Origin of the sequence: Singulisphaera photorubra (assembly GCF_045290345.1) — a bacterium.
Lineage (GTDB): Bacteria > Planctomycetota > Planctomycetia > Isosphaerales > Isosphaeraceae > Singulisphaera.
In genome coordinates this window covers 470,664-495,100 of sequence record NZ_CP155447.1, presented here as the reverse complement: position 1 = coordinate 495,100, position 24,437 = coordinate 470,664, and the positions used below count along the sequence as shown (strand labels likewise).

The 24,437-nt window shown below is 62.7% G+C and carries 20 protein-coding genes; 14 read left to right on the top strand and 6 right to left on the bottom strand.

Annotation, left to right across the window (positions count from 1 at the left end):
- Positions 1–66: 66 nt before the first annotated feature.
- Entirely contained in the window at positions 67–675 is a 609-nt protein-coding gene (locus V5E97_RS01800; RefSeq protein WP_406697567.1) for an HD domain-containing protein, read from the top strand.
- 625 nt (positions 676–1,300) lie between these two features.
- The gene (aroF, locus tag V5E97_RS01795; RefSeq protein ID WP_406697566.1) at positions 1,301–2,314 is read left to right on the top strand and encodes a 3-deoxy-7-phosphoheptulonate synthase; all 1,014 of its coding nucleotides are present in this window, start codon (positions 1,301–1,303) and stop codon (positions 2,312–2,314) included.
- A 222-nt stretch (positions 2,315–2,536) separates the two neighbouring features.
- Here aroF and V5E97_RS01790 read toward each other — a convergent pair whose 3' ends face one another.
- The 3 genes from V5E97_RS01790 to V5E97_RS01780 form a co-directional block, all read right to left on the bottom strand.
- Entirely contained in the window at positions 2,537–3,877 is a 1,341-nt protein-coding gene (locus V5E97_RS01790; protein ID WP_406697565.1) for a tRNA modification GTPase, read from the bottom strand.
- 270 nt (positions 3,878–4,147) lie between these two features.
- Positions 4,148–6,409 (bottom strand): membrane protein insertase YidC, encoded by a 2,262-nt coding sequence (gene yidC, locus V5E97_RS01785; protein ID WP_406697564.1) that lies wholly within the window; start codon positions 6,407–6,409, stop codon positions 4,148–4,150.
- Positions 6,410–6,525: 116 nt separating this feature from the next.
- A complete protein-coding gene (locus tag V5E97_RS01780) occupies positions 6,526–7,368 on the bottom strand; it encodes a metallophosphoesterase family protein (RefSeq protein ID WP_406697563.1) in 843 nt (280 codons plus the stop codon).
- Positions 7,369–7,553: 185 nt separating this feature from the next.
- Between V5E97_RS01780 and tsaB the strand changes: the two genes are divergently transcribed.
- The 10 genes from tsaB to V5E97_RS01730 all read left to right on the top strand — a co-directional run bounded on the left by tsaB (position 7,554) and on the right by V5E97_RS01730 (position 18,193).
- The gene (gene tsaB, locus V5E97_RS01775) at positions 7,554–8,243 is read left to right on the top strand and encodes a tRNA (adenosine(37)-N6)-threonylcarbamoyltransferase complex dimerization subunit type 1 TsaB (RefSeq protein WP_406697562.1); all 690 of its coding nucleotides are present in this window, start codon (positions 7,554–7,556) and stop codon (positions 8,241–8,243) included.
- 83 nt (positions 8,244–8,326) lie between these two features.
- Positions 8,327–9,163, top strand: coding sequence for a class I SAM-dependent methyltransferase (locus V5E97_RS01770; RefSeq protein WP_406697561.1), 837 nt, complete (start codon positions 8,327–8,329; stop codon positions 9,161–9,163).
- Positions 9,164–9,397: 234 nt separating this feature from the next.
- Positions 9,398–10,828 (top strand): DUF1501 domain-containing protein, encoded by a 1,431-nt coding sequence (locus V5E97_RS01765; RefSeq protein WP_406697560.1) that lies wholly within the window; start codon positions 9,398–9,400, stop codon positions 10,826–10,828.
- A gap of 323 nt (positions 10,829–11,151) precedes the next feature.
- Positions 11,152–12,273 carry a hypothetical protein gene (locus V5E97_RS01760; protein ID WP_406697559.1) on the top strand — a complete coding sequence of 374 codons (1,122 nt, stop codon included), beginning with the start codon at positions 11,152–11,154 and terminating at the stop codon, positions 12,271–12,273.
- 219 nt (positions 12,274–12,492) lie between these two features.
- Positions 12,493–14,121: a multiheme c-type cytochrome gene (locus V5E97_RS01755; RefSeq protein WP_406697558.1), complete on the top strand. Its 1,629-nt coding sequence runs from the start codon at positions 12,493–12,495 to the stop codon at positions 14,119–14,121.
- A 47-nt stretch (positions 14,122–14,168) separates the two neighbouring features.
- Complete coding sequence (locus V5E97_RS01750; protein ID WP_406697557.1) at positions 14,169–14,525, top strand: Mpo1-like protein; 357 nt, start codon at positions 14,169–14,171, stop codon at positions 14,523–14,525.
- A gap of 249 nt (positions 14,526–14,774) precedes the next feature.
- Complete coding sequence (gene metG / locus V5E97_RS01745; RefSeq protein ID WP_406697556.1) at positions 14,775–15,107, top strand: methionine--tRNA ligase subunit beta; 333 nt, start codon at positions 14,775–14,777, stop codon at positions 15,105–15,107.
- 96 nt (positions 15,108–15,203) lie between these two features.
- Complete coding sequence (locus V5E97_RS01740; protein WP_406697555.1) at positions 15,204–16,751, top strand: class I SAM-dependent methyltransferase; 1,548 nt, start codon at positions 15,204–15,206, stop codon at positions 16,749–16,751.
- A gap of 46 nt (positions 16,752–16,797) precedes the next feature.
- Positions 16,798–17,559 carry an alpha/beta hydrolase gene (locus V5E97_RS01735; protein ID WP_406697554.1) on the top strand — a complete coding sequence of 254 codons (762 nt, stop codon included), beginning with the start codon at positions 16,798–16,800 and terminating at the stop codon, positions 17,557–17,559.
- 427 nt (positions 17,560–17,986) lie between these two features.
- On the top strand, positions 17,987–18,193 hold the full coding sequence (locus tag V5E97_RS01730) for a hypothetical protein (protein ID WP_406697553.1): 207 nt from the start codon (positions 17,987–17,989) through the stop codon (positions 18,191–18,193).
- 30 nt (positions 18,194–18,223) lie between these two features.
- Here V5E97_RS01730 and V5E97_RS01725 read toward each other — a convergent pair whose 3' ends face one another.
- Positions 18,224–19,258, bottom strand: coding sequence for a DUF1559 family PulG-like putative transporter (locus V5E97_RS01725; protein ID WP_406697552.1), 1,035 nt, complete (start codon positions 19,256–19,258; stop codon positions 18,224–18,226).
- A 537-nt stretch (positions 19,259–19,795) separates the two neighbouring features.
- On the opposite strand from V5E97_RS01725, the gene recN reads away from it, so the two are divergent.
- The gene (gene recN / locus V5E97_RS01720) at positions 19,796–21,529 is read left to right on the top strand and encodes a DNA repair protein RecN (RefSeq protein ID WP_406697551.1); all 1,734 of its coding nucleotides are present in this window, start codon (positions 19,796–19,798) and stop codon (positions 21,527–21,529) included.
- A 45-nt stretch (positions 21,530–21,574) separates the two neighbouring features.
- On the opposite strand, the gene V5E97_RS01715 is transcribed toward recN, so the two are convergent.
- On the bottom strand, positions 21,575–22,165 hold the full coding sequence (locus V5E97_RS01715; RefSeq protein ID WP_406697550.1) for an NUDIX hydrolase: 591 nt from the start codon (positions 22,163–22,165) through the stop codon (positions 21,575–21,577).
- 124 nt (positions 22,166–22,289) lie between these two features.
- Positions 22,290–23,144, bottom strand: a complete 855-nt coding sequence (locus V5E97_RS01710) for an HAD family hydrolase (protein WP_406697549.1) — start codon at positions 23,142–23,144, stop codon at positions 22,290–22,292.
- 259 nt (positions 23,145–23,403) lie between these two features.
- Here V5E97_RS01710 and V5E97_RS01705 point away from each other — a divergent pair, with 259 nt between their 5' ends.
- Positions 23,404–24,429: a substrate-binding domain-containing protein gene (locus tag V5E97_RS01705; protein WP_406697548.1), complete on the top strand. Its 1,026-nt coding sequence runs from the start codon at positions 23,404–23,406 to the stop codon at positions 24,427–24,429.
- The last annotated feature ends 8 nt before the right edge of the window (positions 24,430–24,437 follow it).

The window sequence follows — 24,437 nt, the reverse complement described above, 5'->3', positions numbered from 1 at the left end:
GTGGACGATCGATCGAAGCGTGAAGAGGTTGGGCATCCCATGGAGACGTCCCGAGACCGAGAGTTGATGTCATTTGAACTGGAGCGAGCCTTGCGCTGGGGGGCGGTGGCTCACGACGGGCAGTTCCGCAAGGGGGAGAAGATCCCTTATTACGAGCATGTCGTGGGTGTGGCGATGATTCTCGACCGACTCGGTTTCGATGAGGCCGTCGTCATTGCCGGACTGCTGCATGACGTGGTTGAGGATACCGAGAGGACTCTCGACCAGGTGCGCGAGCGGTTTGGAGACGAGGTGGCCAAGGTGGTCGAAGCTTGCTCGGAGATCAAGACCGACGGCCAAGGGCGGAAACGCCCCTGGATCGATCGCAAACGCGATCACCTCGAGGCCTTGGCCAGTGCCCCGCTCGAGGTCAAGGCGGTCATCCTGGCGGACAAGCTGCATAACCTTTTGAGCATTGCCTGTGACCTCGAGGAGGGGCGGCCTGTCTGGTCGATCTTCAATGCCTCCCGCGCAGATGTGCTCTGGTATTACCGATCGACCGTCGACCTCGTCGGCGGGGGCGATCCTCGACTCAACCGGCTTGCCGAACGCTGTCGCCAACTTCTCGACGGGCTCGCGGAAGACGAGCGAGACGACTCCGGAAAGCGGGCGGAAACTCGGGAAATTCAAGAATAATCAGGGTCGAAGAGTTGATTGACGCGTTTCCGTTGATATAGTGGAAGTGTCAGCCTGGGACACACAACCAGGTTGACTTACGGGTCGTACGAGCGTGGTACGACTGGCAAGAGCTCGCTCTCGCCCGAGGCTGGACTCCCGCGAGACCGGGAAGGCTTATCGTAAAGGAGGTGACTATAGTGTGTAGTGATAACCAGAGGCGGCTCGCCTAACGGCAGCCGACGGGTTGCCCGTCGGGCAAGCCGCACCTTTTCTGATTGATAGCCTGGCCAGGTCCGAATTCGTTCGGACCTGGTCGCTTTGTCCATAAAGACTTGCAAAACAGTTTGGAGCTCGACGAGCTTGAATCGGACGACCGCGATCCTTGGCCTTTTTTCCTACCGCGGTTGGTGGTGGTATCCCGTGTTTACGGGTTCCACATCATCAGGTCGCCGGGCCGAGGACGGTATTTAATCGTCTTCTGATTTGCCAGTCAAAAAGCAACCCAAGGGCCCCGGGACCTGAAACATGGTCTCGGGGCCCTTTTTTTTTGTGCGCGTTGGGATGACCCGCTCCTTTGCGGTTAGCAAAACGGGTCAATCAAGTCGAGAGCCGAGACTCCTACTTTTCTGAGGGCGGGTATACCGTGATTGTTGTCATGAAATCGGACGCGACGGCCGAGCAGACCGACCATATGGTTTCGCAGATCACCTCGTTGGGCATGACTCCCCAGGTGATCAAGGGGACGCATCAAACGGTCATCGCGGCGATCGGCGAGGAGCGGGCGGGGCTTACAGAGGTGCTGGAGTCGGGTCCGGGGGTCGAGAAGGTCTTGCCGATCATGGCGCCCTATAAGCGGGCCTCGTCGGAGTTGAAGACCGAGCGCACCGTGGTGCGGGCCCTGGACCTGGTGATCGGCGGGACGCGGGTTGCGGTGATCGCGGGCCCCTGCTCCGTCGAGAGTGAGGAGCAGATCGTCGGACTGGCGAGACAACTCAAGGCGCTGGGGGCGACCGGCCTGCGCGGCGGTGCGTTCAAGCCGAGGACGAGCCCGTACAGCTTCCAGGGCCACAAGGAAGACGGACTCAAGATGCTGGCGACCGCTCGTCAGGAGACCGGCCTGGCCATCGTCACCGAGGTCATGGCGCCTGAACATGTGCCGTTAGTTGCCAAGTACGCCGACGTCCTCCAGATCGGCGCGCGTAACATGCAGAATTATCAGTTGCTCCAGGCGGTGGGAGACTCGGGCAAGCCCACCATGCTCAAGCGGGGGATGAGCGCGACGATCGAAGAGTTCCTTCTCGCCGCCGAATACATCCTCGACCGTGGCAACCCCCACGTCATGCTCTGCGAGCGGGGCATCCGCACCTATGAAGAGCACACCCGGTTCACCCTGCCCTTGGCAACGGTCCCGTACCTCCAGGAGAAGAGCCACTTGCCGGTGGTGGTCGACCCCTCGCACGGGACGGGCAAAGCGCGGTTGGTCACCCCCATGTGCAAAGCGTCCATCGCCGCCGGCGCCGACGCGCTGATCGTCGAGGTTCACGACGATCCCGAGCACGCGTTCAGCGATGGTTCCCAGACGATCACGCCCGCGGTCTTCGGCCAAATGATGGCGATGTGCCGTCGAGTCGCCGAGGCCGTTGACCGGACCATGTGACACGTCGCCCCCGCGCGATCTGCGGCCGCTTCAAATTGTCAGCACGTGCTGACAATTTGAAGCGATCCCAGGTCGGTCAGGGGCCGAGCCAACTCGAAGAAAGCTGGGATCGGCTGGGTATCCGAGCTTGTGGGCTACTGACTTGGGCTAAATCGATGATGCTTTGTTTTTGATTGTTGCTAATAATGCGAATGTTTTTGATGGGTGGTAAAGCTGGGGAGCCTATTTGCCGATGCAGAATCGGCGGAAGATGCGGTCGAGGATGTCGTCGGTGACGACGGCTCCGACGACTTTACCGAGGTCATCGATGGCCTGGCGGAGATCGATGGCGACGAGTTCGTCGCCACCGTTGAGGAGGATCGTCTCGGCCGCCGAATGGAGGGCCTGTCCGGCTCGCTCGAGGCTTTCGCGACAGCGAGCGCCGGTGCTGGCCGGGAGATCGCCGTCGGCCGCCTGGGAACGCAATGCGGCGGCCACCGCGCGTCGGAGGTTGTCGAGGCCCGCGCCGGTCGCGGCGCTGGTGGCCAGGAACTCGGCAGAGTCGAGGGCGGGGTCGAGATCGGCCTTGGTCCGGACGAGCAGCCGGGGTCGGTCGGGGGCGATCGGCCACGTTGAGGTCGTGTCGTTCGAGCGGCAATCCAGTAAGAGATCCGCACGAGCCGCTTGATCGGCGCCGAAGGATTGAGCCTGGCCCTCGATCGGGCCGGCCGCCGGCTCGACGCCCGCGGTGTCGACGAGTTCGACAGTAACTCCATCGCACTCGCAGAGGGCCGAGAGGTAGTCTCGCGTGGTCCCCGCCTGAGGGGAGACGAGTGCATGGGCCTGGCCGAGGAGCGCGTTGAACAGGCGGCTCTTGCCCGCGTTGGGAGGGCCGGCCAGCACGACGCGGGGATGGCCGTCGGCTCGATCCCGTCCCTGGAGCCGTGTGGCCAGCGTGATCAGCTCGGCGCCTTCGCGGGCCAGGTCCTCGGCCAGGGCAACGCGGCCGAGCGGGTCGACGTCGGATTCCTCGGCAAAGTCGAGGTTCGCCTCCAGATGGGCCAGGACGTCGAGTAGGCGGTCGCGGAGTGCGGTGATCGGGCCGGCCAGGCCGCCGGCCAACTGCCGCAGGGCGGCGTCGAGCTGTGCGGGAGTCTGGGCGTCGATGACCCCGAGCACCGCCTCGGCGCGAGTCAGGTCGATCCGACCCGAGAGAAAGGCGCGGAGGGTAAACTCACCCGGTTCGGCGTGCCTCGCCCCTTGGGCCAGGCAGTCGGCCAGCACCAGGCTGACCAGGGGAGGCGAGCCGACGGTGTGAATCTCGGCCAGTGGCTGGCCGGTATAGGTGCGCGAACCTGGCCAGAGGGCGATCGCGGCCGGGAGCAGCGGTCTGAGTCCGGTCACGGTCAGCCGGCCGCTTCGCCGCTCGGGATGCTTGGCCAACCGTGTGTCGTCGTGGTCCGAGAACCGGGCCAGGGCGATTGAGAGGGCGTCGGGGCCGGTGAGCCGGATCAGGCCGCGGAAGCCGGGGCCCGGTGGGCTCGCCACTGCCGCGATGGTGTCGGTCAGGTCGAGAGTGCTCACTGCATGCCTTGCCGGCTCGTCAGAATGGGAAGTGCCATGGCCGGTCGTGCGATTGGCCGATGCGGGCGGGAAGCGTAAGCCCCTTTGCCCTTCGCGACCAGACCTCATCCATCAGAGCCGGTGCCGGCCGTTTACAAGCGATTTCGGAGCCATTGTTCCCGACCTGGAGGGCGGTCACGGCCACCCTCCTTGGTCTGGTTCTCCAGACGAGAAGACAGGGACTGAGGCTTCATTATCGAGTCTTCTCGTCTGGTGATCCGTCGGTGGGCCTCAGCGCCGGCGTCCCGGCTTGGGTCTGGGCTTCCCTTTCTCTTTCTGATCCTTCTCGAGCCGGTCTTTCTCGGTGACGAGTTTGCGATAGGTCGGGTCTTTGCTGGCCTCAGTCATGACCTTGTCCCAGAGCTGAGCGAGCTTGCCGGGAGGCTTGACGGGACCACCATTACCACCGCGGCCACCACCGCCTCCGCCGCCGGGTCCACCTTTGCCGGGGGGCAAGTTCTTGTCGTCGCCGGGCTGCCCGGTCTCGGGCTTCGTGTGCGTGACCTTGGGCAGGAGCAACCGCTCGCTGATCTGCCAGAGACTGCTGGTGATGAAGTAGATCCCCAGGCCCGAGGGGACCTTGTAGAACATGAAGGCCATGAAAATCATCATGTACTTCATCATCTTCTGCTGCATCTCGGCCTCGGGCGTTGTCGCCGGAGGCGCGAAGAGCTTCGTCTGCACCAGCATCAAGGAGACGACCAGGAACGGCAGGAGATTGAAGTATTCCCCGAGCAGAGGCAGTCCACCGGCGAACGGGAACTTGAAGAGCATGTCGGGCGCGGCCAGGTTCTGAATGTACAGGAACGAGGCGTGCCGCAGGTGGACGCTGTTATTCAAGGCTTGCCAGAGACCAACGAAGATCGGCAACTGGATCAGGGCGGGGAGGCAGCCGCCGACCGGGTTCACCCCGTGCCTCTTGTAGAGCGCGAAGGTTTCCTTGGTCTGCCGTTCCTTATCGTCTTTATACTTCTCCTGAATCTCTTTCAGGAGAGGCTGCAAATCCTGCATCTTCTTGGCCGCGAGTGCCTGTTTGCGGCCGAGTGGGAACATGATCATGCGGACCAGGAGGGTCAGCAAGATGATCGCGATGCCGTAATTGCCCTTCTTGCCGCCGAAGAACCCCGCGACCTGCTTGGTGAGCGCGTAGATGTGGTCGAGCAAGGGAGCGATGACGTAGCGAGCCATCGACGAGGCGCCGGGAATGCCGAACCACTGATACTTGCGGTAGGCCACCAACCCTTCGGCCCCGTAGGGCGTCAGCGCTTCCTGGGTTTTCGGTCCGGCGTAGATCGTGTAAGACTGCGAGGCCGGATGGTTGGGGCCGATGGAGATCGGGTTCGAGAGGATTTCGAACGAGATGTCGGCCTTCTGAAGCGCATCCGGTTTGGCTTCGATCACCGTCGCCACCGTCGCGCCGATCCGGGGTTCACCTTCGGGTTTGACGAAGATCGTGAAGTACTGGTTCTCAATGCCCGCGAAGGCGAGTGGCAGGGTGGTGTTATCGAACCGGCTGCCCTCTTTGGTAATGTCCTGGGCCGCGCGGGTTTCGATATTGGTGCCTTTTGCACCTTTTTGGCCGAAGAAGATGTCGCGGAACGTGCTGGTGTACCAGTCACCTTCGATCGGGATCCCGTGCGGCCCGAACAGCTGGTAGACGATCTCCTGTTCCTTATCCGGGCTCTCGAAATCGGTCGTCAACGAGAACGCATCCTCGCCTTTGAAAAGGCGGAATCGCTTCGTCACCGTGACCGTCGGGTCGTCCGCCGTTGTCCGGAAAAGGATCTCTTGTCCGTCAACGTTTGCCTTGGTGAGCGGATGTTTCTTGGTGATCGGCCGGATCACGCGTCCCTTGTCGTCGCGAACGACCTCCCAGAGAATCTCAGCCAGTGGCGATTCCGTGGCCCGACTCGTGGCGGCGTCATCGACTTCAGGATTCTCCCGGAGCTCTTCCGGCTCGGCCGACTTGGCGGCTTTGGCCGGGCGAACGGTCAATCCGAACGAAGGGATCGTCTTCGGTTTATCGATGAGCAGTTCGAGCGGCCGTCGGAGCTGTTTTCGCCTCGGGTTCGCCGTATCCAACTCCGCTTCGAACTGGGACGACTTGATGGAGGTGACGCCCGCTCCCTGTTGCTTGAAACGAACTTCGAGGTGATAGCCCCCCGCGGCCCGATCGTCCGCCGAGCCGAGGACCATTTCCTTGGAGGGGACAGGAACCACCTGGGGCTTCTCTGCCTTCTTCGTCTCTCCCGCTCCGGTGGGCTTGGCCTCTCCGGTCCCCTTTTCTTCCTTCGCCGGTGTTTTTTCGCCGGCGGCCGCTTCCTTGGCGGCGACTGCCAGGTCAGGCTTGGCGGGATCGATTTTTGCCTGGACTTTAGGCTGGGGCTTTTGTGGGGGTGGGGCCAGGCCGGTCGCTTCCATTACGTACTGGATTGCCAGAAACGACAAGAACGTAAGCATCATGAATAGGACAAGCCGCTTCTCATTACTCATCGTGGAGTAAACCTTTGGGACGTGCAGTGTTTCAATCGAATGGGGAGGGGGTGACAGGCGGGCGCGCCGGCACGGCGGACAGTCGGAGACAGGCAGACAGTCGGCCAGCCGGTTGGTCAGCGCCCTTGTCGGAGCCTGTCGCCCAGGAACGGTTCGAGTTCGGAGATGGAGTAAATCTTCCGGATGGTGGATTCGAAATCGTAGGCAAGGCGGCGGAAGCTTACCCGGATCGGGCCGGTCGCTTCGGCGGGATCAGCCGGAGCCGGAGCCGGAGCCGAGGAATCGGCCGTTGCCGTTGCACCATTGGCCGCTGCCGGCTTGCCGTCGTCGAGGACCACGTAGCAGGCGCGCGGGTCGCCATCCCGCGGCTGACCGACTGAGCCGACGTTGATCATCAGCTTGCCGTCGCCCATGGTGTATTCGTTGTCGATTTCCTCAGGGGCGTAGAACTGGAAGCCTTCGGTGAAGACGCCCGGTACGTGCGTGTGCCCCTGGAAGCAGTAGCGATCCACCAACTGGAAGAGCCGCTCCATCTTGCGATGGTTATAAATGTCTTCAGGGAAAATGTATTCGCTCAACGGGTTGCGCGGTGATCCGTGGACGAACAGGAACGGATCGGAGCGAAACGTCCGGGGCAATTCGCCCAAGAATTCCCAGCGGCGCTCGTTGTTCTCGCGGTCGCTGGAACTTTCGAGCTGTTCGCGAGTCCAGAAGATCGCGCGTTCGGCGCCGATGTTGAACCCATCGGGGTCGAACATCGCCCCCTGGTCGTGGTTGCCGAGGAGCGTCACCCGGCAATGTTCCATCACCCGGTCGATGCACTCGCGGGGATTGGGGCCATAGCCGATGATATCGCCTAGGCAGAAAATCTCAGTGATCCCCTGCGACTTGATGTCGTCAAGGACCACCTCCAGGGCTTCGAGGTTCCCGTGGATATCGCTAATCAAAGCACGACGCACCGGAAGGAACCTCCGAAGACGCCCACGGCCGTATTCCGGACCCTGGAAAACTAGGCCATGGTGCCCCACAATCTTTCTGTAGAATAGATTGGTTTTGGGGCGGGGGTCAAGGTCAAGCCCACCTCTGTCTCCTCTTTACTTAATTACGGTGTCCCAAGTTCGTCTTTCAGGGAGTCTGTAGTCGCTTGAACCTTCTGGCCCTCGACACCTCGACTCACCATGCTGCCGTAGCGGTTGCGACCACGGATGGACTGATCCACACCGCCGTGCCCGACCCCGCTCAGCGTCATGGACGCAACTTGATTCCTGTCGTTCGCGAACTCCTACGCGCGGCGAATTTGACTGTGGCCGAGCTCGACGGAATCGCCGTCGGCTTGGGACCGGGCTCCTACACCGGATTACGGATTGGCCTGACCGCGGCCAAGACTCTGGCCTACACGACGGGCAAGCCGCTCGCCGGACTGGATAGCCTGGAGGTGCTCGCACGCAACGCACCGGAGGAAGAACGCTTTCTCTCGGTCATTGCCGACGCCCAGCGCGGCGACTTCTATGTGGCCAACTTCGCTCGCCCTGAACCTGGTGCGCCTCTGGTTCGCACGTCACCGACCCGAATCGAGTCTCAGGCGGATTGGTCGGCGGGGTTGACCGTGCCGACTCTTGTGCTCGGGCCGGGGCTCGAGCGTCTGACCGTTCCCTTGCCGGAGCACGCCCGAACAGCGCCGGCCGAAATGAGTTGGCCCGACGGTGGTCGGCTGATGCTTCTGGCCCGCGACGTCTGGGCCACCGGACGCCGCGATGCTCCCTTGTTCCTCGAACCCCAATACCTTCGCCGAAGTGCCGCGGAGGAGCAGTGGGAGCGTAAACAACCCGTTTAGCAAGACGGTCCTTCGTTTCCTCCCCCTGATTCTCGGTACTTTTTTTCGGAATGGCCGATCACACCAGCCGGACCCTTTATGCCATGACGGCCACTGACCAATCGCGAACGAAGTCGACGTATTCTCTCCAGTGGAACCAGTTTCGGATTCTCCGCCCCGAAGAGGACCGGGCCACCTTCCGAAATCGGACCGGTCTGACGGCGGCCGACTTGGAGGGGGCACTGGTGCTGGACGCCGGCTGCGGGATGGGGCGTTACCTTCGGATGGCCGCGGAGCTGGGCGCTCGGGCCATCGGGCTCGACCTGAGCGAAGCGGTGCGCGCCGCTCGTGAGCTGACGGCCGACCTGCCGGGCGTTTCGCTGACGCGAGGGGACCTACTTCGTCCGCCGTTCGCGGCGGGAAGTTTCGATCACATCTACTCACTCGGCGTTCTCGACCACACTCCCGACCCACGGGCGGCCTTCCTGGCACTCGCACGCTTGCTCAAACCGGGCGGACGGATCGTGATCTGGGTTTATCCTCGGGAACGCCCTTTGCTTGAGGCGGTCGTCCGCGTTCACCGCGGTGTCTCGACTCGGCTTCCCGTTTCCTGGCTCCTGACCTTGAGCCGGCTGATGGCCCCGGTGGGCGGCTGGAAGCGGCGGCTGATGGCCAGCCCGCGGCGGCTGGTCAATCGCGCCGGGGTCGCCCTCCACCTTCTGACGTACGGGGTCTCAATGCACCCCGACCCCGAGGTCCGGGTCTGCGACACCCTGGACTGGTACGCCCCCCGTTACCTCTCGCGACATACGCGTGAAGAGGTGCTTGCCTGGTTTGGAGCGGCCGGTCTCGTGGAGGTTGTTGACCTCTCGGCCGGCCAGGTTTTCCACCACGAGGGCCAGGGCCACGGGATCAACCTCGCTGGCCGGCGGCCTGGCTGAGCACCCACGCGTGGAAGACCTCGCTTGGAGATTGCGTTGCGCATCGATCTCCGTAGACTGTTGCCAAGCTACGGATTGGAGAGATCCAAAGCACGTACACGCACGAGTGTACTTCGGATTATTTCACAAGTTGGCAGGTGCGACTGGTATTCTTTTTGGAGGCACCCGCTTGGGATGTCTCTCAGGCTGAGTGCTTCCCGCGAACGAACTGAGAATCAAGACGAGGGGAACGGTATGCTCAACCTGCTCGCCGCTGGAGGGACGGGACGTATCAGCCGCCGCCAGCTCTTAGGTTTGGGCTCGCAAGGTGCGCTCGGTTTGGCGCTCCAGCCGTTGCTGCTCGCCGAGGCGGCCCAGGCCGCCGCGCCGGCGCGTTCCTCCGCCAAGGCCCGCCAGTGCATTTACATCTTCCTGTGCGGCGGCCCCTCGCAGCTCGACCTTTGGGACCCAAAGCCCGACGCCCTGGATACGATCCGCGGCCCCTTCAAATCCATCGACACCAGCGTGCCCGGGATCCGGTTTACCGAGTTGATTCCGCGAGTCGCGTCGCATGCCGATAAGTTGGCCGTGATTCGCTCGATGCACCACGGCAGCGCCGACCATAACTTCGGGATCGCACACACGCTGTTGGGTCAACTCCCCGCATCGGCGAACGATTTGTTTGTCACCCGCCGCGACCACCCCGCGCTCGGTGCGATCCTCCACAAACTTCGCGGCGATTGCGGCGTGCTTCCCCCTTGGGTCACGCTCCCTCGGCCGTTCACGACGCTCTCGCCCCCCCACAAGGGCCAGTCGGCCGGTTTCCTCGGGGCGTCCTACGACTCGGTGACGCTCAACGAGCCCAAGATCGACTCGCTCGCCCCCAAGGAACTCCGCCTCGAAGCACTCGACCGGCCCGCGGACGTGAGCGCCGACCGGTTCGACGCGCGACGTCGGCTCCTGACGCAATCGAACGTCAGCCCTGGGGCCGGGTCTGACGCTCAGGCCCGCTGGGAAGGGGAGGTCTCGCGGGCCATGGAGATGCTTTCCGGCCCGGCTTGCCGCCGTGCCTTCGATCTCTCCAGCGAGCCCGACTCGGTTCGCGATCGCTACGGCCGCAACGAGTACGGGCAGAGCTTTCTGCTGGCCCGCCGCCTGGTCGAGGCTGGGGTTCGGATGGTCAATGTCTTCTGGACCTACTTCGATAAGAAAGGGTGCCAGTTCAACCTCTGGGATAACCACGGCGTGACCACCGACATCTGTGGCGTCGGCGGCATTCTCACCGGTGAGCAGATGCTCACGCACGATTACTGCACTCCGTCGTTCGATCGGGCCTTCTCTGCGCTGCTGGAAGACCTCGAGGCGCGGGGACTGCTCGACGAGACCCTCGTTGCCGTCGCCGGGGAGTTCGGGCGCACGCCCAAGATCAATACCATGGCGGGCCGCGACCACTGGCCGTTCTGCTACTCTCAGTTGCTGGCCGGAGGCGGCGTCCGCGGCGGTCAGGTCTATGGGACCAGCGACAAGACCGCTGCCTACGTCAAGGAAAATCCGGTTACCCCTGACGACTTTGCCGCCACGATTCTCCACGCTTTTGGTGTCGACCCTGGGGCGATGATCGAGGATCGTTTCAGTCGTCCGTTCCGTCTCTCCGAGGGAACCCCGCTCGCCTCGCTCTTTGGCTGACCGCGGCTCGGTTTCGACGGGGCGATCGCCTCGCCTCGCTCAAACCGGTTGCCTGACGGTGGGTTCTTGTACCCGACCGGCCGCTCCGTCAGACAGTTCCCGCGATCCGAGGGGGCTTGTGGCGTTTGTTGCCCCGTCCTGAACGCTTCATCGTGAATTGAGCGGGACCTTGGGCCGTTGCTTGACCGCGAACAAAGCGGGACTCTAAGATCGTATTATTCCATAGGGGAGGCCGCTTGCGTGCGAGGGGTCGCTCGTTTTGTCTCGTCGTCATCGTTCTCGATCGTCTTCAGTCGGGTCGGTTAACGCGGAGTCTTCTTGTCATGGTGCGCTGGATCCTGCTGGCGGTCCTCGTCGTCGCGCTGACGGCGACTGCAACCATCGTCGTTCAGAGCGTTTCGCTGGAACCATCGATTGTCAGTGGGCCGGAGTTCCCAGCCTCTGTGGGAACGAGCGGACCGACTCCCAAAGCCGTGGTCGAGGGAGACCTGGTTTACAAGTTCGGTTCGAAAGCGCTTCACACCAAGTTTGAGAGGGACTGGACGATCAAGAACGAGGGGGAGGGTGACCTGATTCTGAGCTTGGAAGCCCCTCCTTGCTCCTGCACGGTGGCTGGTTTCATGGATAAGGATCGCAAAGTGAGCGGATCAAAGACGGTTCCTCCCAAGGAAGAGACCGTGATCCATTTCACCTGGGAGACGCTGTCCAACGGCCACTACCACAAGCCGGCCACGCTCATCACGAACGACCCTGAGATGCCCAAGATCACCTTTGCCGCCGAGGGCGAGGTGAGCCCGGCGGTGATGATTTATCCCCCCTCTGAGAATCAAACGATCAGCGTCGCGGAGATTTCCAGCGACAAGGAAAAAAACACGGTCATGTTCGCGGTGTATTCGCAGGACAAGCCCGACCTCAAGATCACCGAGATTTCCAGCTCGCTCCCTGAGTTCATCACGGCCGAGCAGAAGCCGCTGTCCGAGAAAGATTGCAAGGAGATTAACACCAAAGCCGGCCGCCAGGTGGTTCTGACGATCAAGCGAGGGATGACGCTGGGCACGTTCCTCCAAGAGCTGGTCATCAAAACCGATCATCCCAACGAACCCGAGGTGAGGCTCAGCCTGACCGGGAAGATCGTCGGGCCGATCTCCATGGTTCCGACCAAGTTGCGGCTCAGAGGGAACGCCAGTCAAGCGGGCGAGCAGGTCAATCTCCTGATGCTGGTCCAGAATCAACGCGAGACCAAGTTCGAGGTGAAGCAGAAGCCGGAGAAATTCAAGGTCGAGATCGTGCCAGGCGATAAACCCGGTAGATATCGACTGATCGTTACGGTGCCTCCGGGACTGCCCACGGGAACGGTGGAGGAAGAAGTCATTCTCGAGACTGACCACCCGTTTGCCAAAGAACTGAAGATCCCGATCTCCGGCTTTATCCGGAGTGCGAGTTGAAGACGTAGTACGAAGTGATTGGGGAGGGTGGCCGCGATCTCCCTGGTCCGGGAGGGATTGGGTCGATTGGCCTTATCTCTCGACGCGGAGGGCGTTATAACAGCGTCCTCCAAGGCCCGCTCAAGGGTCGGCGTCGGGGATCGTTGCGGCCGCATCCTCCGCGATGGACGCGGGCACGAGGCCCCTGTCTTCGTCCCCCACATTCGGGAAAGGATGACGATGTCTCGCTCCTCATTCCGGCCGATGGCCGCCCTGGCGTTGGCCATGGGTCTCGTGGCCTACGTCGGTTGCAACACCGGGACCGACGGCACGGGAGGGGATCTTCCCGCGGCGAAGCCGTCGTCGGCAGAGTCTGCGAAACCGGGCGCTGCGGGGTCCGAGACCGGTGCGAGCAAGAAGCTCTTTGCCGATTGGCCGAAGCCGGTCGCGGCGTTGCTCATCTCGGGCGAACAAGACGGCTACCTCGAGCCTTGCGGTTGTACGTCGGGCCAGCTCGGCGGCCTCCGTCGGCGGTACGACTTGATCCGGCATCTTCGGGAAACCGATCAGTGGCCCCTGGCCCTGGTGGATCTTGGCAGCCTGGTCAAAGACCCGGCCGGCGCCCGAGGCGGGCCCGAGCAGGTCAAAATCAAGTTCAGCGTGGCCCTCAAGGCCCTGGAAATGTTGAAGTACGACGCCTTTGCGCTCAGCGCCGAGGATCTCAAGCTGGGGGTCGGTGAGTTGCTCGGACAGATTATCAATCTGGCCGAGAAGCCCCGAGTCGTCGTCGCCAACGTCAAGCCGGCCGAGGGCTTCGATCAGAACATCCGGCCGAGTGTGAAGACCAAGACCGGACCGCTGACGATCGGAATCACCGCGATTCTCGATCCCGATGCGCTCGCCAAGCTCAAGGACGACGAGAAGGAAACGCTGCTTCCCACCATCCTCTCGCCCGAAGCGGCTTTGCCCGGCGTTCTGGCCGACCTCGAGAAGGATACCGACACCCAGGTCCTTCTGGTCCAGGGCCCGCCGGAGCTGGCGAAGTCGCTCGCCGCGAAGTTCCCCGGCTTCGACATCGTCGTGGCGACCTCGAACTCCGACCCCGACGCCGATCCTGAGCGGCTCAATGGGGGCAAGACGCTCCTGGTCCAGGTGGGCACGAAGGGGAAGTTTGTCGGCGTCATCGGACTCTACAACGATCCGAACCAGAAGTATCGCTTTCAACGCGTCCCCTTGAACAGCCGCTATAACAGCGACGCCGGACCGATGCGAAAGCTGATCGAGGACGATTTCCAGGAGATGCTCAAGCAAGCGGGAGTGGTCGAGAACTTCCCACGCCGCAATTACGTCGGAGGGGCGCCGGGCGCGACCTTCGTTGGTGCCGAGACGTGCAAGACGTGCCACCCGGGCACCTATGCCAAATGGGCCGCCTCCAAGCACGCCCACGCGTTCGAGGATATCGTCAAGGACCCCAAGGGGGATCGGAGCGATCACCAGTTCGACGCCGAGTGCATCTCGTGTCATACGACGGGCTTCGAGTACAACTCGGGCTGGAAGTCAGCCCAGGCCACGGCGTATCTCAAGGGCAATCAGTGCGAGAACTGCCACGGTCCCGCCTCCAAGCACGCTGAGGAACCCAGCAATCTCGAGTTTCGCAAGCTGATCGCTCGGACCGCCGCGGGGGCCGACAAGGCGGGCCTCTGCTATCGCTGCCACGATGAGGACAACTCACCCAAGTTCAATTTCCAGACCTACTGGGGGCAGATCAACCACAAGGGCCTGGATCAGTACACCGACCCCAAGGTCCGCGAAGGCATCAAGCCGGCCGAGATCGGGGCCGGGGCCGCGGCGAGCCGGCCGGCGAAGTAAACGAAACGGGTCTGAAGCGAAACGCGACGATCACTTATGGCCGACCGTTGGACTCGATCAGGATCAAGGGGAAGGAACCCGCGAATGAGTGCTCCTCGAAGCTCGACCGGTTCGTGGTCAAGTACCGCAAGGATCACACCCACCCGGTCAATCACTTTCTCCACGTCGGCGCGGGCTGGCCGATGATCGCCCTGGCGGTCATCCTGGTCCCGTTCCGCCCGCTCTGGTCGCTCGGTCTCTTTCTTGGCGGCTACGCCCTGATGTTCTTCGGGCACTTTGCCTTCGAGAAGAACAAGCCGACGATCCTCAAGCACCCGAGCACCCCATTCGTGATCGCCTGGGCCGTGATCCGCGGCCTTTGCGGCGGCCTGCTCCGCCTGGCCACCCCGCCGCGGAGCCGGTAGTCTGGAAGCCGAGCTTGCGAGGATCTTCCGGAGGGGACGGCCCAGGGGCATTGGGGCCGTTTGAGGTGGGATTGTCTCCCCATTTTTCCGGATGGCCGGGGGGCTGGAAGTTCATCCCGACGAGTTGATCGGTCGTTCGGATCGTGTGTGAACGTAGGTGCAGGCATTGCTTGACAAGGTCGAAAGTGAGCGGCTAGGATGCCGGATTGAGTGCCGAAGATTCTGAGATCGAGAAGACGAGGAGCGCCGATGGCCGAGCCAGTGACGTACGACGACTTTGCCAAGATCGAGTTGCGGGTGGCCAAGGTCCTGGAAGCGAGGCCACATCCCAACGCCGATAAGCTGTTGCTTTTGCAAATCGACGTGGGCGATGAACAGAAGCAGATCGTGGCCGGCATCCGTCAGCATTACACGCCCGAGCAACTCGTGGGCAAGCTGATCGTCGTGGTCAATAACCTCGCCCCCGCGATGCTTCGCGGCGAGACGTCCAACGGCATGCTCTTGGCCGCGACTTCGGGCGAGCGCGTGATCGTGCTGACGGCCGACGACCCCGAGTGCGTGGCCGGTGCCAGGATCAAGTAAATCAGGCCAAGCGGCGGGGAAGAGGAATCAATCGGGATTCCTCTTCGCTTTGTCCTTGGGCGCTGGCTTGTCACGCTCACGCTGGGGGCCAGTGAATTGAGTCGGGATCTCGGTGATTTCCCGACTCCGCCCCCGCTCGTGGCCGCGGTTCTCGAGCGGCTCGGGCCGATTGGTGAGCAGTGGCCGAGGGTTCTCGAACCGACTTGCGGCCGGGGCCATTTCCTCCAAGGGCTGATCGACGGGCCCTCCCCTCCACGCGAGATCCGGGGAATCGAGATTCAGGCGAGCCATTACGAGGCCGCCCAGGCGATTGCACGCGATGCGCGCTCCGTGCAGGTCGAGGTGATTCGGGGCAACCTCTTCGACCTCGACCTCCGGCGCGACATCCAATGGCGACAACCAGGGCCGCTCCTGGTGGTGGGCAACCCCCCCTGGGTCACGAATGCCGAGCTTGGGATCCTGGGGAGCGAGAACCTGCCGCGGAAGTCGAACGTGAAGAAGTTGCGGGGGATTGATGCCCGCACGGGCTCCTCGAATTTCGACATCGCCGAGGCGATCTGGCTCAAACTGCTCCGGGAACTCGCTGGCGAGGGGGCCACGATCGCCCTGCTCTGCAAGACTTCGGTGGCTCGTGCGGTCCTCCAGTTCGCCGAGCGTAGCGACTTGCCGATCGCTGAGGCCTCGATCGTCAGGCTCGATGCCAAGGCCTGGTTTCGGGCGGCGGTCGACGCCTGTCTCTTATGCGTCAGACTCGGAGCGGGGGTGGGCTCGCGACTGGAGCGCGTGCCTGTTTTCGCAGGCTTTCCTTCCCCCTGGCCAGAGTCAGCGATTGGGTTTGTGCAGGGAAAGCTCGTTGCCGACATCGACCGGTATCGGCCGCTCGCATTCGCCGACGGTCTGTCTCCACTGACTTGGCGACAAGGGCTCAAGCACGACGCCGCGACGGTGATGGAACTGGAGCATGACCCAGGCACGGGTTCGCTCCGCAACAAGCGGGGTGAGTTGTTGGATGTCGAGCCGGAGTGGGTCTACCCACTGCTCAAGGGGGCCGACCTTGTCCGAGGTCCCGCCCCGCGCCCGAACCGCTCGGTGATCGTGACCCAGCGGCGGGTCGGTCAGGACACGCGCGGACTCGAGCAGGCGGCCCCTCGGCTCTGGACCTATCTCGAAGGGCACGCAGCGGTCTTTGCCCGGCGAAAGTCGTCGATCTATCGGGGCCAAGCCTCGTATGCGATGTTCGGGATCGGCCCTTATAGCTTCGCCCCTTACAAGGTCGCCGTTTCCGGTCTGGGCAAGCGGCCGCGATTTCAGGCCGTGGGATCGGTCGGTGGTCGGCCCGTCATGCTCGACGATACGTGCTACTTCCTTCCGTGCCGGTCCCCCGAGCAAGCGGCGATCACCTCCGCGCTCTTGAATGACCCGACCACGCTCGCCTTGATCGACGCGCTGATATTTCGCGAGGCCAAGCGGCCGATCACCAAGGCGCTCCTGTCGCGACTTGATCTGGGCACGCTCTGCGGCCATGTCGATTGTCGGGCCCTGCTCGAGCGAGCCGAAGTCGAGTTCATGCGGCTTCTGGCCGACGAGACGGAATTCGACGAGGCCCCGTGTCTCAACCCGGGAAAATCGGCGATCATTCCTTGACCGACTCGTTGGTGCCCAGGGTCCTTGAACAGGTTTGGAGACTGTGATGGCTTTCGCGACGATTAACTACCATAGCCGCTCGCTCCAGAAGGCGTCGTCCTTCAATATCATCTTCCCTGATGACCCGGCGATTCCAGGCCCCTGGGGAGCCTACTACCTGCTCCACGGCTTGTCTGACGACCACACGATCTGGATGCGAAGAACGAGCATCGAGCGCTACGTCGCCCGGCTGCCCTTGGTCGTCGTCATGCCCGACGGCGGCCGAGGATGGTACACCAACTCGGCCGACGGTGAGTCGGCGTATGAGGATGACCTGATCAAAGATGTCGTCGGCCTGGTCGATCGCACCTTCCCGGTGAGGGCGGAACGCTCGGGTCGCGCCATCGGCGGTCTGTCGATGGGGGGGTACGGGGCCATCAAGCTTGGTCTGAAACATTGCGAGATGTTTGCTAGCGTCAACTCCCACTCGGGGGCGCTCGCATTCCCTCGCCTCGATCCCGAGAAGGCCAAGATTCGAAGTCCGGAAGCCCATCGCATCTTCGGCGGATCAGCCAAGGGGGGGGCCGAAGACCCATTCGCGATCGTCGAGCGGATCGACCACGGTCGGATTCCCGCGATCCGGATCGACTGTGGCAAGGACGACTTTCTGATCGAGCAGAACCGTGAGTTTCACAAGCATCTCAGTGATCTTCATATTCCGCACGAATATGAGGAGTTTCCGGGCACCCATGACTGGGTGTACTGGGATCAGCATGTGCGTGAAGCACTCGCATTCCATTCGCGGAATCTGAAGTTGGGAAACGCTTAGGTGAGTGCCTAGGGACGTTCACCATTTTTCTTCTGGTCGCCCACGTCTGGCTGCAATCCTCCGTGGCGGGCTCGAGCGAACTCCAGGGGCTTGTCCAATCAGCAATTCGACAGCCTCTGCTGAGTTCCGCCGCCAAGCTCCTGACCCTGGGTGAGCGGAGAGGAAGCCTCGCTTCGCCGTGACAGAGAACCTCACTGGGGAGAGTTGAAGAGGTTGTGTCACTTCTCGTTCGGAATTAAATCTCATCTCTTGTTCGGATCGATCGACTCAGATAGGGTACAGACCGTTCGATCTGGATGGGATCCACCGAAATCTACTGGGGCTCGAGAAGCCCGACTGATGACGGTCGACTCCTTCGGATCGACGTTTCGTGCGAATCAGTCCTTTCTTCGATTCTCGCTCACCTGATGAAAGGGGATATGCCGTCATGAATTCTGTTTATCGGCTGCGACATCTCGTGATCTTTGCATTCCTGGTCGCTCCGCTCGCAGGTTGCGGCAGCGGCGGGTCGACACCCGATACGGTGTCCACCGGTCCTCCGGTCACGGAAGAAAACCTCAAGGATCTCTCGAAGCAGATCAACGCGGGTGGTGCCGGCATGAAGCCGCCAGGCGTCTCAACGCCGAAGCGATGATACCCGCGATTGATCTGTTGCGAGATTTAGTTAGAACGCATCGGCACTGATCACTTCACCGCCCGTGGCCGTGGCAAGCGCGTACCAGGTCTGGGGGCTGATCGAGTCTTTGATGAACTTGACCGAGCCGTCAGCCAGCAGAGTGTTCACGCCTCCCGAGTGCCAGCTACGTGCGGTGAAGAATCCATAGCCAGTGCCAACACCACCCCAGGGGGAGCAGTCTTTGCTCTTGTGGTTGGGGGTCAGAACGAAGTTAATCACCGCGTTGGTGTATTCCCCTCCTGCCCACGTCCATCCACCCCAGTCGTAAGTGCTGCTCGTCGACGCGTTGCACGTCTGGATTGCGGTCGGCAGATACGCCTGATCTTGTGGGTTTTGAATCACGAAGGTGGGAAATCCGGTGATCCCCACTCCTTGAATGATGTCGCCCGGGGTGTACTTGCCGCCATCACCATCGCCACGATTGCGCTCGAGAAAGGCGATCGTGTTCGAGGTGCCATCGGTGATTCCGGCAACGCCACGAATGGTTTGACCGGCTGAAACTGTCCTCACCAGCGCTCCCGATCCGGACTGCCGACTGTGCCAGTCGTAGTTGGTTCCGTTCGAGGCTCGGTAGTTGTTCCGACCACGACCCTGGTCGCTCGGGCAGAGGAATGAGGAAATGACCTGATAGATGGCGGTGGACTGGAGAGTGTCGGTGGTCCCGTTAAAGGGATAAAGGCCCCAGTTGAAGTTGATCGCATTGTACGTGGCGTTCTGCTCCATGTAGGGCAGCATCAGTGCCTGGGCACTAAAGCAGCTCCACTCGTTTCCCGCGTTGTAGGTCGGGAATACGGGAGAGTTCCACCCTGAGGTCCACGGGAAGCTGTCATTGGTCGAGTGATAGTTATGAAGTCCCAGGCCGATCTGTTTCATGTTGTTCACACATTGTGATCGGCGGGCGGCTTCGCGGGCTGCCTGGACAGCCGGAAGCAAGAGGGCAATCAAGACTGCAATGATGGCGATCACCACCAGCAGTTCAATCAGAGTGAACGCGCGTCGACGTGGATTCCTGACGGTACCCATTCCAGATTGCCTCGCGTCTGAGTGAAGAAGTGAATTGAAGGGATCTTCAGCGATCTAGCATACATCGGAAGGTTTTGGTGCATAGAGTTTAGTCTCGGATAACTTGGTCTCCACGCTCTAGTTCCGCGTGGTGAGGCAGGGGAATTTCTCTGAAAATGGTTCTCCGCGAAGTCCGATTTTGGGTGTGAAGTTTGACGCAAGAGCTTTTATAACAAAGCGGTTGTGGTTATTGATCTTGAATTGATTCGGAGTACTTCGGCCCCCTTCGCTCAAGGGGGCTGCCGTTCCAAGATTTTTGATGCCGAAGTCAATCTGACTTATGTAATAAGCAGCCCGATGATTAGGTGGGGGTTGACGGCGTCGTTTTTTTGCTTCCGAAATAAGCACCGAATCTTGCATGATTGTGTGAAATTTTCGGCGTCCAGCTCGGATGTGGCTCAACTCGTGAAGGAGTTCGCGGGAACCTCTTTCCGCGGAGCAGTCCGAGACGATACCATGTCTCGGCATTGACGTCCGTCCACTCCTGATCCAAAGTCCATGGATGACATGTACGAGTTGGGAGGCTCACCGGCTGTGCTTCGCGAACTCTCCGTTCAGAACCTGGCATTGATCGAGGATGTCCACGTCGAGCTCGGGGCCGGCTACTGTGCCTGGACGGGCGAGACGGGAGCGGGCAAAAGCCTGCTGTTGACTGCGCTTGGGCTGGTGCTGGGGGGGAAGGCGTCGGCCGACCTCGTCCGCGCGGGGCGGACTGAGGCGCGAGCGGCGGCCGTGTTCGAGGTCAAAGAACCTGCGCTCCGGTCCGAAATCGAGGCGATCCTCGGGGGGCCGCTCGATGATGAGCAATTGATCCTCACCCGGCGGATTTTGGCCCAGGGACGGGGGTCGGCTCAGGCCAACGGACTCCCCGTGACGGTCGCCACGCTGCAAGCCCTGGGCGAGCGGCTCATTGATATCCACGGCCAGCACGAGGGGCGCGCACTCCTCGACCCCGACCGGCAGCGTTCTCTGCTCGATGCCCACGGTGGGCTCGGCCCTCAACTGGAAGACTATCGCCGTTGTCGCGAGGCGCACGACGAACTTCGTCGCAAACGGCTCGGCCTGATCCAGGCGGCGCAAGACCGCCAGCGGCAGCGTGCCTTGCTCGAGTTCGAACGCGACGAGCTGGCGGCTCTCGACCCGTGTCCCGGTGAGTTTGGCGAGCTCTCGCGGGACGCCCAACGGCTGGGCAATGCCGAGCATTTGCGTGCGGCCGCGACCGAAGGCTATGCCCTGCTCTACGAGGCCGATCGCTCGGCGCAGGAGCTTCTCGAACGGGTCGCCCGTCGCCTCGAGCCGCTGGCAAGCTCAGTCGTCGAGATCGCCGACGCTACGGCCAACCTCAGCCGCCTGGCTGATGAGACTCGCGAGGTGGCTTATGCGTTGCGAAACCTGACCCGAAGCTGGGACGACGATCCTGCCCGACTGGAGGGGGTCGAGACTCGCCTGGCCCATTATCGACGGCTCGCCTCACGGTTCCATTGCGAGGCGGATGACCTCGCTCCACGACGCGCTGAGATCGAAGAGCAACTCGCCGTCATCGACCAGGACGACGCCGACCTGCTCGGCTTCGACCTCCCGCTGGCGCAGGCTTGGGAGGGGCTCACACAGGCGGCCCTGATTCTTTCGTTGGCGCGGCGGAAGACGTGCAAGGCGTTCGGCAAGGCGATCCAGGTTCGGCTCAAGACGCTGGGACTGGCCAGCGCGAGGTTGACCGTCGAGGTGGTGACCCAGCCCCTGGGCGATGACCCGACCGTGCCGGCGCCGGGGGAAGCGGGCATCGACCGCGTCGAAATGGTGTTCGCGGCCAACCCCGGCGAAGAGGGCCGCCCGCTCCGCAAGGTCGCGTCGGGAGGGGAGTTGTCGCGGGTGACGCTCGCCGTGAAGACCGTTCTTGCCGGAGCCGACCGTGTGCCGACCCTGATCTTCGATGAGATCGATACCGGGGTCGGTGGTCGGCTCGGTGCGATTCTCGGAAAGAACCTGGCTGAGCTGGCCGAGCATCATCAGGTCATCTGCGTGACCCACCTGCCCCAGATGGCCAGCTTCGCGCGGCTCCAATGGGTCATTCGCAAACAGGTGGATCGTGGCCGGACCCGTACGACGATTACCCCGCTCGATGATTCGGACCGGGTGGACGAGCTGGCGGCCATGCTTCGGGGAGACTCGGCCGCCGAGGGAACCCGTCAGGAAGCGCTATCGATGCTTCTCGAGGCCCAGGCCGCGCGATGAGATTCACGCTGCCCGAAATCCAAGTAGGCCCACGGCCGCCATCGCTCAAGCCCGCAGCGTGTCGGTTCCCTTCGACCAGAGCCACCAGAGCAGACCGCCGACGACAAGTGAGTGATCGATCCGGCCGTCCCGGATCATTTCCGGGATCGTCGCGGCGGGGACGAGCTCGACGACGAGCTCCTCGTACTGGTCGAGCCGCGGCTCGGCGATCCGGCGCACGTTCGGAACCACGATCGTTGTGGTTCGTGAAGTCATGATCGAGGGGTTCGACCAGACGGTTCCCAGAAGTCGGGGGGCGTCTCCCGCGTAGCCCGTCTCCTCCAGCAGCTCGCGCGGACCGGCCTCGAGTGCCAATTCTCCCGCTTCGAGCAGGCCGCCGGGGGTCTCCAGGCTGTCGCGGGCCGAGCCGGCGCGGAACTGGCGGACCAGGACCAGTTGCTGGTCGGGCGTCAGTGCCACCACGTTGACTGCGTCGGCCAGGTGCATCACGTAGAAGCCGTGGACTCGCCCCGAGGTTCGCGACCGGAACCGTTCGCGACGCATCCGAAAGAGCCAGTTCTCCTCGAGCGTTTGATCGTCCTCGCCTCGACCTTCGCGGGTCCAGGACGCCGTCGATTCAGGCAATAACTCGTCCACGCATCCATCTCCAGGAACCATTGCGAATCATCCAACAGCCGGAGCCGAGCCAAGCCCAGTCGAGCCAAATCACCTTGATCGCTTGGGCTCTGCCGTGGTCCACCCGTACGGTCACGGTCTCTCGTCAGCGGAGCAACTCGTCGATGACCATGGCGACGCCATCGTTGTCGTGGTCGCCGGTGATGTGGTCGGCCGCGGCAAGAACGTCGGCCGGGGCGTGGCCCATGGCGACGCCGAAGCCCGCCCCCTGGAGCATCGGGACGTCGTTCGCATCGTCGCCGATCGCGCAGATTTCCGACGGAGGAACATCCCAACGCTCAGCCAGGTGGAGCAGTGCCGACCATTTGCTGGCATCGTGATGGAGCACCTCGCACATGGTCCCCTCGTACCTGGGGCTCTTCTGGACGAAGGTTCGCACCCGGCCGGAGAGTCGGGCCATGACCACGTTCTGAAAGGCAAGCATGTCGGGCCGTGACCCGATCGTACAGACGTGGTAATGGCCCCCCCGCTCGAGACGCTCGGCCCAGCCGGGGTCGACTTCGCCGTGGCCGCGGTTTCTGCTCAAGTAGTCGTCATAGAGGGGGCGGCCCGTCGGGTCGCGCGCCACCAGGAAGTCGAGGCCCTCCGGCGGTCGGTCGGTGAACGAGAGCGGCAATTCATCGTGGAGGTGAAAGAGGTCCAGCAACTCGGCGAGCAGGTCGGGCTCAAAATCAGCCCGCCAGAGGGTGCGGTGGTTGCTCGGGTCTTTGACGAGCGCTCCGGAGTTGCAGACCAAGGGGGCATCGAGCCCGAGTTGCTCGGCGATCGGCCGGGCGCGGCGGTAGCGACGGCCCGTGCAGAGGACGGGCCGGATCCCCGCCCTGGCGGCCCTTGCGACGGCGGCGACGGTACTGGGGCGTAGCGTTCCTTCGCGGTCGAGCAAGGTCCCGTCCACGTCGAGTGCCAAGATCCGATAGGTTGAGCCCTTTTCTGTTCGCAACAAACGAGCCTCCGAAGCGTGTCGTCCCTCTTGTCCAGTGGTCTATCGTACCGGGAGCTCGGGACTGCCGGCAAATCCTCCGGTCGCTCCGGGGTGACGATCGAATCAGGGAAAGGCCGGTGGGTTGACCCGTTGGTCAAGCTCACTCGGTTGGGATAAGATCGAGTCCGGGAGACCGTGGCGTTCGACTCGGGGTGGATCGCCAACCGTTGTCTCTCGCATGTCCTCATCAATTCGATTTTCAGGAGTCTTATCGACGATGCCCCGTTCCTACGCGTTGACGCTCTGGGCCTTGATTCCTGTACTCGGGCTCTCGGGCTGTGAGTCGGACACGTTCATGCCGCCCCCCAATCCCGAGCTGGCCGCGCCGGCGGCGGCGCCGGTGATTCGGGTCGTCGAGCTGATTTCGCCGTCGGAGAGCACGCCCGATCAGAGCGTCCTGGCTCAGTATCTTCGGCTCGTTTCCTCACGCGCAAAGGCGAGCTTCCGGACGTCGGCCCCCGAGCCGAACGACCCGCCGCGGCGCCAGGCCGAGGTAATCCGCAAGGCCGCCGAACGGGGAGCCACGGTCCTGATCGTGCAACCGGCCCAGGATGCCGAGGTGACCAAGGCGCTCGAGGAACTCCGGGCTCAAGGGGTCCCGTCGGTGCTCCTGGCGCCACCGCTGTCCGAACCAGGGAAGCCGTTCCCGATCGTTGAGTCGGCCCCCCCATCGGACGCGGCTGGAAAACTCGTCAATGCCGTGATGGAGGCCGCAAAAGCCGCCAAGCTGCCCGCCGACGCCACGGCGGTCATCCTGTCGGTGGCCAAGCCCGACTCGGATCTCAAGGCCAGTGTCGACGCTCTTTCCGCCGCGGTTCAGAAGGCGAACCTCGCCCACTCCGAGCCGCTCACCTTTGACGGCACTCTGGAGGGGGCCAAGGCTGCGATGACCAAACGCCTCGAATCGGATCCGAAACTGGCGATGGTGTTTATCGGTGAGCAAGTCGGCTTGGCCGGCGTTCTCGATGTCAGGCACACGCTCAAGGACAAGCGGCCACTCATCGTGGCTGGCTACGTTGCGAACGTGCCTGGCTTCAACGAGAACTTGTTCTCGCAAACCGCTGCGATCGCGGTCCGCGACATCCCGCAACTCGCCCGCGAGGCCCTCAAGACGGCTCTCAGCCTGGTAAACGGGGACGCGGTCCCGGATCGGACCGCGGTCCCTGACGACTTTCGCCTCTACTCTTCCCTGTACGTTGATCCGATCCCCGAGCCGAGTGAGGGACCGCCCATGCCCAAATGACGAGATCG